Origin of the sequence: Reyranella sp. (assembly GCF_052439685.1) — a bacterium.
Classification (GTDB): domain Bacteria; phylum Pseudomonadota; class Alphaproteobacteria; order Reyranellales; family Reyranellaceae; genus Reyranella.
The window spans coordinates 222,293-234,411 of the sequence record NZ_JBQVQG010000001.1 but is presented as its reverse complement, the minus strand read 5'-3'; the positions used below and the strand labels follow the sequence as shown (position 1 = coordinate 234,411).

Below are 12,119 nucleotides of genomic sequence, written 5' to 3'. Positions count from 1 at the left end.
CCGCCGGTCACTTGGGCGCGGCTGGGGAGGCGGCTGGGGGCGCGGCGGGGGGCGCGGCAGGAGTGCCGTCGGTCGTTGCCTGGACCGTCGTCAGCTTGGGAATGACCTTGCCGCCGGGAATGGCGGCGCCGTTGGTGCTGAGCACGACCTGGTCGTCCGGCTTGAGGCCCGTCGAAATCACGCGCAGGCCGCTGGCGAGAAGCTGGCCGGTGGTGACGCGGGTCTGGACGACGACATTGTCCTTGTTGACGGTCAGCAGGTACTTGCCGGCCTGGTCCTCGGCGATCACGCGGTTGGGTACCAGCAGGGAGGCCGTCGCCTCCAGCCCTTGAGGCACCTTCACGCGCACGAAGAAGCCGGGAATGAGGGCGCGCGTCGGATTGTTGAAGAGTCCGCGGACCAGAATCGTACCGGTCGTCGCGTCGAGTTCCGGCGACACGTAGTTGAGGAAACCCTTGTGGGGGAAGCCCTCCTCGTTCATCAGGCCGATTTCCAGCGGAACCTTGCTGAGTTCCTCGGGGTCGAGACGGCGATCCTTCAGGTTCTGACGGATCTGCAGCACGTTCTGTTCGCTCATGGTGAACGTGACGTAGATCGGGTCCAGCTGCACGATCGTGGCGAGCTTGGTGGCGGTCGACGCGCCGACCAGCTCGCCGACCGAGATCAGATGCTTGCTGACGATGCCGTCGAACGGCGCGAGGACCGTCGTGTAGCCGAGGTTGGTCTGGGCGATCGTGAGGTTGCCCTCGGCATTCTCGACATTGGCCCGCGCATTGTCGCGCTTGGCCTTGGCGGTATCGAAGGTGTTCTGCGCCGAGACGTTCTGGCGCAGCAGGGTCTCCTGGCGGGTGAACTCGGCTTCGGCCTGCACGAGCGAGGCCTTGGCGCCGTCGAGCTGAGCTTCGGCCTCCTTGACCTTGGCCTTGTACATCGTCTGCTCGATGCCGAAGAGCTTGTCGTCCTTCTTCTTTACGGAGCCGTCGACATAATCCTGCGAGACGAGGAAGCCCTCGACGCGGGCGACGAGGTCGACGGTCGCGAAGGCCACCGTGTTGCCGGTGAGCACCTCGAAGGGCGCCACCTCCTGCTTCACGGGCACGCCGACGCTGACCTCGGCCGGGGGCGGGGGCTGGAACTTGTTCTCCTGCTTGCAGCCGGCCAGCAGCCCGGTCAGCGCGATCGCCGTCAGGAAGGGCACCAGCGCCCGAAATTGTCTTGGGACTGCAAAAACTACGGCTTCATCGCTACGATTCGACATGTTTCCGACGATGCTCCCCGCGACGCAGAGCCCAGCGTTAGCGCATCCCCTGCAGGATTGCCACCGCCCAGGGGCATCACAGGCGGTTGAAGAGCAGCGACAGATTGTTTGCCGGCATCTCGATAATGTCGGGCGCGGAAAAGCCCTGCGCGTCGGTCCGTTCGATGACGGACTCAAGGTCGCGCACGCCCCATGCGGGATTGCGCCGCTTGAGGTCGGAGTCGAACGTCTCGTTGCTGGGCGCCGTGTGCCGCCCGCCACGCCGGTAAGGTCCGTAAAGGAAGAGCAGCCCGCCGGGAGGCAGCAAACGGCTGGCGCCGGCGATGAGTCCAACCGCGGCCTCCCAGGGCGCGATGTGAATCATGTTGCAGCAGAGCACGGCGTCGGCCCGCTCGACGGGCCATGCCGACCTGGTCACGTCGACCTCGAGCGCCGGGCGCACGTTGGCCAAGCCCAGCGTCCGCACCCAGTCGTCGACGCTGGCGCGGGCACCGGCGTCGGGGTCGCTCGGCTGAAAGGTGAGTTCGGGCCGGGCAGCGGCATAGTGAACGACATGTTCGCCGGTGCCGCTGGCGATCTCGAGCACGAGACCCTCCTTGGGCAGGCGCGGCTGCAGCACGTCGAGAATGGGTTGCCGGTTGCGGGCTGCCGCCGGTGCTTCGCGCTTCATCGTGCCTCCTGGATCGCTTGCCAGATCCGCGCGGGGGTCGCGGGTCCGTGGAAGCCTTTCACGCCCAGCGTGGCCAGCGCGTCAAGGATGGCGTTGGCGATGGCGGGGAAGGCCGCGATGGCGCCGGCCTCGCCGCAACCCTTCACGCCCAGCGGATTGGTCGTGCAGCGCGTGGGATTGAAGCCCAGGTCGAACGATGGCAGGTCGTCGGCGCGTGGCAGGGCATAGTCCATGAAGGACGCCGCCACCATCTGGCCCGAGGCGCTGTCATAGGCGGCAAGCTCCATCAGCGCCTGGCCTGCGCCCTGGGCCATGGCGCCGTGCGCCTGGCCGGTCGCGATCATGGGATTGACCAGCACGCCGTAATCGTCGACCGCCGTATAGCGCGCCAGGTCGACCTTGCCGGTGTCGCGGTCGATCTCGACCTCGACCACGTGCGCGCCGTTGGGGAAGGTCATGTGTTCGCGTTTCCAGGCGTGGAACGTGTCGAGCGGCGCGCCCTTTTCGCGACCGAGCGCCGCCACCTCGAGCAGGCCGATGCCGCGGTCGGTCCCCGAGACCACGAAGCGCCCCTCGTCGAAGCGCCCCTCCTCGAAACGCCCCTCCTCGAAACGCCCGTCCTCGAAACGCCCGTCCTCGAAACGCCCGTCCTCGAAACGCCCGTCCTCGAAACGGATGTCCGTTTCCGACGCTTCGAGCGCATCCGCCGCCAGCACCGTGCCTTTGGCGATGATCTCGTCCGAGGCCCGCCAGATCGCCGTACCGCCCATGTAGGTCGCGCGCGAGCTGCCGTGGCCGCCGCCGAACGGGATCGCGTCGGTGTCGCCCTGCACGAGGCGGATGCGGGCGTTGGGCACACCCAGCCGTGTGCTGAGGATCTGCGGGAAGGTCGTTTCGTGGCCCTGGCCGATATGCTGCGTGCCGGTGATCAGCGAGATCGTGCCGTCGGCTTCGAAGCGCACGTCGACATTCTCGTCGGGCGGGCCGCCCGTCGCCTTGATGTGATAGGCGAAGCCCAGCCCGCGCAGCCGGCCGCGTTCCTCGCTCTCGCGCCGCCGCGCCTCGAATCCCGCGCGATCGGCACGAACCAGCGCAAGGTCGAGCGATTCGGCGAAGTGGCCGCTGTCGACCTCGAAGCCGAACGCATTGGTCATCGGCATCGCCTCGGGCGGCACCATGTTCGATCGCCTGAGGTCGGCGCGGTCGAAGCCGGTCTGGCGGGCTGCGGCATCGATCAGCCGTTCGACGACGTTGATCGCCTCGGCGAAGCCTGGCCCGCGCGTCACGCCGATCGGTGCGGTGTTGGTGACGACCGCCACGACATGCAGCGCGATCGAGGGAATGCGGTACACCGAGCCCTGCAGGTGGATGTACTGGAAGGTCTGCACGCCGCCGCCGGCACCGGCCATGTAGGCGCCGAGATTGGCGAGGCTCGAAATCCGGAGGGCGAGGAACCTGCCCTGGGCATCGAGCGCCAGCGACGCCCTGGCCTGCATGTCGCGAGCGGCATGATCCGACAGGAAGACTTCGCTGCGGCTCGCGATCCATTTCACCGGCCGGCCGACCCGGCGCGCCGCCCACAGGATCAGCGCGTGTTCGACATAGGCGAAGTTCTTGGCGCCGAAGCCGCCGCCCACGTCGGGCGCCACGAACCGCACGTCCTTCGGCTCGGCGCCGAGCGAGCGGGCGACGTGATTGCGGTTGATGTGGATGTTCTGGCTGGAGACGTGGAGCGTGTAGCGGCCGGTCGCGGGATCGAACGTGCCGACGCCGCCCCGCGGCTCCATCGGGTTCATCACGATGCGATGGTTGTCGAGGTCGAGCGACACGACATGCGCCGCCGCGGCGAAGGCGGCTTCGGTACCTGCCGTGTCGCCGGTGTGCCAGTCGAGGCAGGTATTGCCGGGAATCTCGTCCGCAAGCTGCGGCGCATCCGGTGCACGGGCGGCATGGGCCGAGGCTACAGCCGATAGTGGCTCGTAGTCGACGATCACCAGCTCCGCCGCATCGAGGGCCTGCGCGTGCGTCTCCGCCACGATCAAGGCAACCGGCTCACCGGCGAAACGTACTTTGTCGGAGGCCAGCAGCGGCTGGGCTGCGAAGGCGAAGGGCTCGCCCGTTTGGACGTTCGCTTCGGCATAGGGTCGCAGCGGCTTCAGCCCGTCCACCATTGCCTCGGCGGCGGTGAAGACGGTCAGGACGCCGGGAGCCGCGCGGGCGGCTGTAGCGTCGATCGACCGGATGAGCGCATGGGCGTGCGGGGAGCGCAGCACGACGGCGTGGGTCAGCCGCTCGAATTTCAGATCGTCGAGATAGGCGCCGTGTCCGGTGACGAAGCGCGCGTCCTCGCGCCGCCGGGGCGAGTCCCCCATCCGTTCGATTGTCATGTGCGCAGCGTCTCCGCGTTCTGGGCCTGGCGCTTCTCGTCCCACCAGTCACGCATCTGGAGGCCCCAATAGGCAAGCTGCGTCGCCGCACGGCCGGCGGGCCCCCCGGCCCAGCCGGTGCCGAAGGGCGCGAACAGGCGGCAGCGCGACGGGTCGCCCAGGATGCCCGCCGCGACCGCATCGGCGCCAGCGGCCGTCTGGGCGACGCCATGACCGCCGAAGGCCGAGCAGACCCAGAGCCCGGGCTCGATCTCGCCGACCTGGGGCATCTTGTGTGGCGCGTATCCCATGATGCCGGGCCAAGCATAGGCGATGTCGATCTCGCCGAGCTGCGGATAGACCGAGAGAATGTCGCTCCGCATCATGTCGCGCAGCCGCCGCGGCTCCGTCGTGTCGGTCGTGATGCGGCCGCCCCACAACAGGCGGTCGCCATCGACGACGCGGTAATAGTCGCCGGCGCGGCGCGTGTCGGAGATCGCGCCGGTCCAGCGGATCGCTTCGCCGAGGCGGGGCCCGAGCTTCGCGGTGACGGCGACATAGGTCGCCACGGGTAGCACCGCCCGCGCGATCCGCGGCTGCACGGCGCCGAGATCGGCATTGCCGGCCAGTACGATGTGCTGCGCTTTGATGGTGCCGTGCAGGGCGCGAAGTCGCCAGCCGCTGCCGTCGCGCGTGAGCCCGACGGCTTCCGTCCGCTCGCAGACCTTGCCGTCCATCCGTTCGATATCGTCCGCCAGCGTCAGCGCGAAGTTGAGCGGGTGGATATGGAACGAGGTCGGGTCGTGGATCGCCTGATGGTAACGCATCGTGTCCAGGACGCTGCGTGTGCGCTCGGTCGGCCAGGGTTCGAACGAAGCGCCAAGTTGCTCCGCCAGTTTCCGTGTGCGGTCGGCGAAGCCCGCGCCCTGGTCGGTGCGCGAAACGCTGAGCTTGCCGTTGCCCATCAGGATGTCGGGCCGGCCGAGCTCTCCGATCGCGTCGCGCACGATCGCGACGCCGCGCTGCGACTGGGCATAGAGGCGGCGGGCATGATCGAGTCCCAGCCGGTCGATCAATGCGCCGGATCGCTGGGCATAGCCCGGCCCGACGAAGCCGCCGTTGCGGCCCGAGGCGCCCCAGCCGATGCGCTGGCGCTCCACCAGGAGCACCCGCTTGCCCTGCTGCGCCAGCAGTCGCGCCGTGTGCAGGCCCGCGAAGCCGCCGCCCACGACTGCGACATCGGCCTCTTCCTGTGAGGCGAGCGGCGCGCGCATCGTGTCCGCGTCTCGCGTGGCGGCATACCAGCTGGCCGGATAGTCGGATTCGGTCATTTGCATTCTTCTCCGCGAGAAGAGGTGCCATGGGAAGGCTTGCGCGGCCACCTCCTCTCCCGCACTAATTTTGCCGGAGACTTTCTACCCGCTTGCGCAATTCCGGAGGATACATGTCGGTCGATTTCGATGCGGTGATCATCGGCGCAGGGTTTGGCGGCATGTACATGCTGCACAAGCTCCGCCAGAAGGGCTTTACGGCGCGCGTGTTCGAGGCCGGCAAGGGCGTGGGCGGGACCTGGTACTGGAACCGCTATCCCGGTGCGCGCTGCGACGTCGAGAGTGTCCAGTATTCCTATCAGTTCTCGCCCGAGCTGGAGCAGGAGTGGGAGTGGAGCGAGCGCTACGCCACCCAGCCCGAGCTGCTGCGCTACGCCAACCACGTTGCCGACCGCTATGACCTGCGCCGCGACATCCGCTTCGAAACGCGGGTGAGCAAGGCGACGTTCGACGAGACGGCCAACCTGTGGCGGGTCGAGACCGAGAAGGTCGACGGCCGCCCTGGCGACAAGATCACGGCCCGCTTCGTGATCACCGCGATGGGCTGCCTGTCCTCGCCCAACACGCCGAAGATCCCCGGTCTCGAGGATTTCAAGGGCCCGACCTATCACACCGGCAACTGGCCCCACGAGGGTGTCGACTTCACCGGCAAGACGGTGGGCGTGATCGGCACCGGCTCCTCGGCGATCCAGTCGATTCCGGTGATGGCCGAGCAGGCGAAGCATCTCACCGTGTTTCAGCGCACCGCCAACTACACGGTGCCGGCGCACAACAAGCCGCTCGACCCCGACTATGTGCGCGAGGTGAAGGCGAACTATCCCGAGATGCGCAGGCGCGCCAAGACCAAGCCGGCCGGCATCGACTTCACGATCAATCCCGCCTCTGCCGCCGAGACGCCGGAGGAAGAGCGCAATCGCCAGTTCCAGGCACGGTGGGACTATGGCGGCCTGGGCTTCATGGCCTCCTTCTCCGATCTTCTACTGAACGACGATTCGAACAAGGCCGCGGCCGATTTCGTACGCGCCAAGATCGGCGAGGTGGTGAAGGACCCGATGACCGCGGCGGCGCTGGTGCCGAAGAACATCATCGGCTGCAAGCGGCTGTGCGTCGACACCGGCTACTGGGCGACCTTCAACCGTCCGAACGTGACGCTCGTCGACATCAGCGACGAGCCGATCGAACGCATCACGCCGACCGGTCTGCGCGCCAAGGGACAGGATTTCACCTTCGACTGCCTGGTCCTGGCGACCGGCTTCGACGCCATGACCGGCGCGCTGCTCAAGGTCGACTTCCGGGGTCGGGGGGGCGTCACCCTGAAGGAGCGCTGGAACGAGGGACCGAAGACCTATCTCGGCCTGACCGTGGTGGACTTCCCTAACCTGTTCATGATCACTGGCCCGGGCAGCCCCTCGGTGTTGACCAACATGCTGCCCTCGATCGAACAGCATGTCGATTTCATCGCCGACTGTCTCGAGGCGCTGCGCGCCAAGGGCAAGACGGTGATCGAGCCGGTGCCGGAGGCGCAGGAGGAATGGGTCGGCCATGTCGGCGACGTATCCAACATCACCCTGCGCTCGACCTGCAGCTCCTGGTATGTCGGCGCCAACATCCCGGGCAAGCCGCGCGTGTTCATGCCCTATATCGGTGGCCTGCCGGCCTACATCCAGGCCTGCGAGAAGGTGGTCGCCAACGGCTACGAGGGCTTCGCGCTGGCCTGACCGCTCTTCAGTCCCGCGTTAGACCAAAATGCCCTCTCCCCCCGCGTTGACGCGGGCGGAGAGGGCGCTCTGGATATGGAAGTATCGTCATGGATCGTTGACGATGCACGCGTGCGATCTTAGTGTTAACCGATAGGTTAACTTAAGCGGTGCGAAGCGAATGCGGAAGCTTTTGAAGATCGTCGGCGCGGTCCTGCTGGTCGCCGTCGCCGCGATCCTGATCTACGCCTCGACCCGGCCCGATTCGTTTCGCGTCGAGCGCTCGACGGCGATGAACGCGCCGCCTGAGAAGATCTTCCCTTATATCGACGGGCTGAAGCGCTGGGCCGAATGGTCGCCCTACGAGGGCCGTGATCCGGCGATGAAGCGCACCTACGGCGGCGCCGAGAGCGGCAAGGGCGCCGTCTACGAATGGGACGGCAACGACAATGTCGGCAAGGGCCGCATGGAGATCGTCGAATCGACGCCGCCCAGCAAGGTGGTGATCAAGCTCGATTTCCTGAAACCCTTCGAAGGTCACAACACGGCCGAGCTGACGGTGCAACCGAAGGGCGGCCAGACGATTGTCACTTGGGCGATGTACGGTCCCAGCACTTTCATGACCAAGCTGATCGGTACCTTCATGGACATGGACGACATGATCGGCCGGGATTTCGCGGCCGGATTGGCGAAGCTGAAGACCGTCGTCGAGAAGTGAAATCACGCTTGTCGAGGAGGATCACATGAACCGCACATTGCGCACGCTCGCCGTCGTTCTGGCGATGAGTCCGGTGATGGCGCTGGCCCAGGCGCCTGCAACCCTGCCGCCGGGAGTCTTCGCCGCGGAGCGCGATATCGCGCTGGCGACGGCCGGCACCTATACGCTCGACGAGCAGCATACGGCAGTGATCGTCCGCGTCTCCCATATCGGCTATTCGCAGAGCGTGTTCCGCTTCGATCGCGCCAAGGGATCGCTCACCTGGAATCCGGCGGCGATCGAGACGTCGAAGCTCTCCGCCTCGGTCGAGACGGCCTCCATCACGACCAACGTGAAGGGCTTCGCCGAGGAGCTGGCGGGCGACAATTTCCTGAAGTCGAAGGCCTTTCCCGAAGCCACCTTCGTCTCGACGTCGTTCAAGCCGGTCGACAAGACGCGCGGCAAGGTCGAGGGGCAGTTCACCTTGATGGGCAAGACCAGGCCGGTCACCTTCGACGTCGAACTCGGCGGCGCGGGCAAGGGGTTCGAGGGCAAGCCGCGGATCGGCGTCCATGCCGTCGCGACGATCAATCCGCAGGATTACGGGCTGCCGGCGCCGTTTACCGATCCCATCCAGATCCAGATCGATACCGAATTCGAGAAAAGCCAGTAACCGGGGAGGATGAAATGGCGGTTCAGCCTTATCTGTTTTTCAACGGCCGTTGCGAGGAAGCGCTCGCCTTCTACAAGGAGAGGCTCGGCGCCAAAGTCGAGATGATGATGCGCTTCAAGGAGAATCCCGACGCGGGCGCCATGGAGCACATGAAGGTGAATCCCGAGGCCGTCATGCACGCCAGTCTGCGGATCGGCGATGCGATGATCATGTGTTCCGACGGTATGGGCGGCGACGGCAGGACGAACTTCCAGGGCTTCTCTCTTGCCTTGGATGTCGCGACCGAAGCGGAGGCCGACAGGGCCTTCGAGGCGCTGGCCAGGGACGGCCAGATCCAGATGCCGATCGGCAAGACGTTCTTCTCGCCGCGCTTCGGCTGCGTCGCCGACAAGTTCGGCGTTTCGTGGATGGTGATGGTGCCGCAGCCGATGTGAGCGTCGCGATCTTGAAAAACGAAAAGGCCCGGCGGAGTGATCCGCCGGGCCTTTCTGCTTGAAGCAATATCTACTTCTTCTCGATGTTGGCCGAGCGCAGCGGCACGCCGAATTCGCGGCGGCAGACCTCGGCCAGAACCTCGACGCCCTTGCGGATCGTCTCGGGCTCGGGATTGGCGAAGCAGAGCCGCAGGCGCGAGCGGGCATAGTCCTTGTTCGTCGACCATTCCTGGCCGGGATTGAGCGAGACGCCGGCGGCCAGGGCGGCCTGGGCGAGCTTCGTCGTGTCCACGTTGTCGGGCAGCTTGATCCATAGATAGATGCCGCCCTCGGGATCGCCGAACTCGGCATCGGTGCCGAACTGCTCGGCCAGCGCCTCGCGCAGGACCTGCAGCTTGGCTGCCAGGGTCTTGTTGAGCTTCGGCACGTGATTGGCGAAATGCTGCGTGCAGAACTCCGCTAGCACCATCTGTTCGAGCGCGCCGGAGCCCGCATCCTGCTTGAGGCCGAGAATGCGGCCGAGAATGTCCCACTTGGCCACGATGTAGCCGACCCGTAGCGCCGGCGCGATCGACTTGGAGAAGGAGCCGACGAAGATGACGCCCTCGCCCTTGGCCATGGCGTAGAGCGATTTCGGGCGCTTGCCGCTCCAGATCAGGTCGGAATAGCACTCATCCTCGAAGATCATGACGCCGTACTCGGCGGCGATCTTCAGCAGTTCGGCACGCCGCGCCTCGCCCATGATGGCGCCGGTCGGATTCTGCACCGTCGGGATCGTGTAGATGTACTTGGGCTTGATGCCCTTCTGCTTCAGCTCTTCGAGCTTCTGCTTCAGCACGTCGAGCCGCAGGCCCTCGTCGTCGAGCGGGATGCCGATCACGTTGGCGCCCAGCTTGTTCAGCTTGGTCAGCGCGCCACCATAGGTCTCCTGCTCGATGATGACGGTGTCGCCCTTCCTCACCAGCAGGCTGTTGATCAGGTCGAGGCCCTGCATCGATCCCGAAGTAATCAGGATCTCGTCCGAGGCGCACTCGATGCCGGCATGGTCCTTGAGTTTGGCCGAGAGGAACTCCCGCAGCGGCTTGTAGCCCAGTGGCCCGCTGTTGAGGCCGTAGGTCGCGAGCGTCGCGCCCTCGCGCCTCAGCACCGAAGTCGCGGCATCGATCAGGGCCTGGACGGGCACATTGCCTGCGTCGTTATGGCCGCCGATGAAGTTGTACTTCGGGAATCCGTTCCACTTGGCGGCGGGAGCGGGTGTGCCGGGCGCCAGCAGGGGCGCGAAATCGAACGGAGCGGTCATGGTCGTTTCCTCTTTGGTTGGCCAATTGCTGGGCCAACCAAAGAGGATTCGCAACAGGTTTGCGCTCGCTCAGGCCGTCGCGCGGAACGAACCGGCATGGGCCATGTCCCAGGCCCGCCGCCACCTCTTGTCGCTCGTGCCCGACACGAGCTCGTTCTCGGCCAGCGCCGGATAGAGATCGGCATAGGTCGCCACGACGCTCGGCGAGACGCGGCGGGTGATATGGATGGGCTTGAAGTCCGTGGGATGGTCGAGGCCCGCGGCGGCGGTGAGCTCGGCCAGCTCCTGCAGGGTGGCGCGATGGAAGTTCGCCACCCTCTCCATCTTGTCCGGCACGACCAGGGCGCGCTGGCGCGTCGGGTCCTGGGTCGCGACCCCGGTGGGGCAGCGGTCGGTGTGGCAGGACTGGGACTGGATGCAGCCTACTGCGAACATGAAGCCGCGCGCCGAGTTGCACCAGTCGGCGCCCAGCGCCATCGCCCGGATGATGTCGAAGGCGGTGATGATCTTTCCGGCGACACCGATCTTGATCCGGTGGCGGGCGCCGATTCCCACCAGGGCATTCTGCACGAGGTGCAGCCCCTGACGCATCGGCTTGCCGACATGGTCGAGGAACTCCATGGGCGCGGCGCCGGTGCCGCCCTCCTTGCCGTCGACGACGATGAAGTCGGGATAGATGCCGGTCTCCAGCATCGCCTTGCAGATCGCCAGGAACTCCCATTCGTGGCCGACGCAGAGCTTGAAGCCGGCGGGCTTGCCGCCCGAAAGGCGGCGCATCTCGGCGATGAATTTCATCATCTCGATGGGTGTCGAGAACGCCGTGTGGTGGGAGGGAGAGATGCAGTCCTCGCCGACCGGCACGCCGCGCGTCAGGGCGATCTCCTCGCTGACCTTGGGCGCAGGGAGCACGCCGCCATGGCCGGGCTTGGCGCCCTGGCTGAGCTTCAGCTCGACCATCCTGACCTGCGGGTTGGCCGCTCCGGCCGCGAACCGCTCGGCCGAGAAGGTACCGTCGGCGTTACGGGCACCGAAATAGCCGGAGCCGATCTCCCAGATGATGTCGCCGCCGCCCTCGCGGTGATAGGGGCTGTAGCCGCCCTCACCGGTATCGTGGGCGAAGCCGCCGAGCTTGGCGCCGCCGTTCAGGGCGCGGATGGCGTTGGCGCTGAGCGCGCCGAAGCTCATCGCCGAGATGTTGAAGATCGAGGCGGAATAGGGCTGCGTGCAGTCGGGCCCGCCGATGGAGATGCGGAACGGCTCCCGGCTGACCGGCGTCGGCGAGATCGAGTGCGTCATCCACTCGTAGCCCTCGGCATAGACGTCGTAGTTGGTGCCGAACGGCCGCACGTCCAGCACCAGCTTGGCCCGCTGATAGACGATCGCGCGCCGGTCGCGCGGAAACGGCAGGCCGTCCTTCTCGCCCTCGAAGAAATACTGGCGCATCTCGGGCCGGATCGCCTCGAAGATGAAGCGCATGTGCGCCGCGATCGGATAGTTGCGCAGCACCGCGTGCCTGGTCTGGAAATAGTCATAGAGGCCGACAAGGGCCAGGAAGAGGGCAAGGGCGAACCCGACGCCGATCCACCACGAGCGGGGATCGACGGCCCAGGCGATGCCCAGCAGAACGGCGAAGGTCGTCGCCAGCGTCCAGGTGATGAATCGCGGCGTGAGCGGCAGCGGCATCGATTTCATT

10 protein-coding genes are annotated in these 12,119 nt (G+C 66.3%); 4 read left to right on the top strand and 6 right to left on the bottom strand.

Annotated elements, in window-relative coordinates; translation table 11 throughout:
* Positions 1 to 7: 7 nt before the first annotated feature.
* The 4 genes from ACT6UX_RS01150 to ACT6UX_RS01135 form a co-directional block, all read right to left on the bottom strand.
* Positions 8 to 1,198, bottom strand: a complete 1,191-nt coding sequence (locus ACT6UX_RS01150; protein ID WP_444773299.1) for an efflux RND transporter periplasmic adaptor subunit — start codon at positions 1,196 to 1,198, stop codon at positions 8 to 10.
* A 136-nt stretch (positions 1,199 to 1,334) separates the two neighbouring features.
* Entirely contained in the window at positions 1,335 to 1,928 is a 594-nt protein-coding gene (locus ACT6UX_RS01145; RefSeq protein WP_444773298.1) for a DUF938 domain-containing protein, read from the bottom strand.
* Complete coding sequence (locus ACT6UX_RS01140; RefSeq protein ID WP_444773297.1) at positions 1,925 to 4,315, bottom strand: xanthine dehydrogenase family protein molybdopterin-binding subunit; 2,391 nt, start codon at positions 4,313 to 4,315, stop codon at positions 1,925 to 1,927. Before ACT6UX_RS01140 ends, ACT6UX_RS01145 begins: the two co-directional genes overlap by 4 nt.
* Entirely contained in the window at positions 4,312 to 5,625 is a 1,314-nt protein-coding gene (locus ACT6UX_RS01135) for an NAD(P)/FAD-dependent oxidoreductase (RefSeq protein WP_444773296.1), read from the bottom strand. The genes ACT6UX_RS01140 and ACT6UX_RS01135 overlap by 4 nt, the downstream gene beginning before the upstream one ends.
* Before the next feature lie 113 nt (positions 5,626 to 5,738).
* Between ACT6UX_RS01135 and ACT6UX_RS01130 the strand changes: the two genes are divergently transcribed.
* The 4 genes from ACT6UX_RS01130 (at position 5,739) to ACT6UX_RS01115 (ending at position 9,126) form a co-directional block, all read left to right on the top strand.
* Entirely contained in the window at positions 5,739 to 7,343 is a 1,605-nt protein-coding gene (locus ACT6UX_RS01130) for a flavin-containing monooxygenase (protein ID WP_444773295.1), read from the top strand.
* A gap of 160 nt (positions 7,344 to 7,503) precedes the next feature.
* Positions 7,504 to 8,040, top strand: a complete 537-nt coding sequence (locus ACT6UX_RS01125; protein ID WP_444773294.1) for an SRPBCC family protein — start codon at positions 7,504 to 7,506, stop codon at positions 8,038 to 8,040.
* A gap of 25 nt (positions 8,041 to 8,065) precedes the next feature.
* Positions 8,066 to 8,692, top strand: coding sequence for a YceI family protein (locus ACT6UX_RS01120; RefSeq protein WP_444773293.1), 627 nt, complete (start codon positions 8,066 to 8,068; stop codon positions 8,690 to 8,692).
* A gap of 14 nt (positions 8,693 to 8,706) precedes the next feature.
* Positions 8,707 to 9,126 carry a VOC family protein gene (locus ACT6UX_RS01115; RefSeq protein ID WP_444773292.1) on the top strand — a complete coding sequence of 140 codons (420 nt, stop codon included), beginning with the start codon at positions 8,707 to 8,709 and terminating at the stop codon, positions 9,124 to 9,126.
* A 70-nt stretch (positions 9,127 to 9,196) separates the two neighbouring features.
* Here ACT6UX_RS01115 and ACT6UX_RS01110 read toward each other — a convergent pair whose 3' ends face one another.
* Together ACT6UX_RS01110 and ACT6UX_RS01105 are read right to left on the bottom strand one after the other, a co-directional pair.
* Positions 9,197 to 10,426: an aminotransferase-like domain-containing protein gene (locus tag ACT6UX_RS01110; protein WP_444773291.1), complete on the bottom strand. Its 1,230-nt coding sequence runs from the start codon at positions 10,424 to 10,426 to the stop codon at positions 9,197 to 9,199.
* A 69-nt stretch (positions 10,427 to 10,495) separates the two neighbouring features.
* Positions 10,496 to 12,118, bottom strand: coding sequence for an FMN-binding glutamate synthase family protein (locus ACT6UX_RS01105; protein ID WP_444773290.1), 1,623 nt, complete (start codon positions 12,116 to 12,118; stop codon positions 10,496 to 10,498).
* Position 12,119 lies beyond the last annotated feature (1 nt).

Coding starts and splice junctions, on each gene's coding strand:
- ACT6UX_RS01135 (WP_444773296.1), bottom strand. CDS start 5,625: ATGACCGAATCCGACTATCCGGCCAGCTGGTATGCCGCCACGCGAGAC.
- ACT6UX_RS01105 (WP_444773290.1), bottom strand. CDS start 12,118: ATGAAATCGATGCCGCTGCCGCTCACGCCGCGATTCATCACCTGGACG.
- ACT6UX_RS01120 (WP_444773293.1), top strand. CDS start 8,066: ATGAACCGCACATTGCGCACGCTCGCCGTCGTTCTGGCGATGAGTCCG.
- ACT6UX_RS01130 (WP_444773295.1), top strand. CDS start 5,739: ATGTCGGTCGATTTCGATGCGGTGATCATCGGCGCAGGGTTTGGCGGC.
- ACT6UX_RS01110 (WP_444773291.1), bottom strand. CDS start 10,426: ATGACCGCTCCGTTCGATTTCGCGCCCCTGCTGGCGCCCGGCACACCC.
- ACT6UX_RS01125 (WP_444773294.1), top strand. CDS start 7,504: ATGCGGAAGCTTTTGAAGATCGTCGGCGCGGTCCTGCTGGTCGCCGTC.
- ACT6UX_RS01145 (WP_444773298.1), bottom strand. CDS start 1,928: ATGAAGCGCGAAGCACCGGCGGCAGCCCGCAACCGGCAACCCATTCTC.
- ACT6UX_RS01115 (WP_444773292.1), top strand. CDS start 8,707: ATGGCGGTTCAGCCTTATCTGTTTTTCAACGGCCGTTGCGAGGAAGCG.
- ACT6UX_RS01140 (WP_444773297.1), bottom strand. CDS start 4,315: ATGACAATCGAACGGATGGGGGACTCGCCCCGGCGGCGCGAGGACGCG.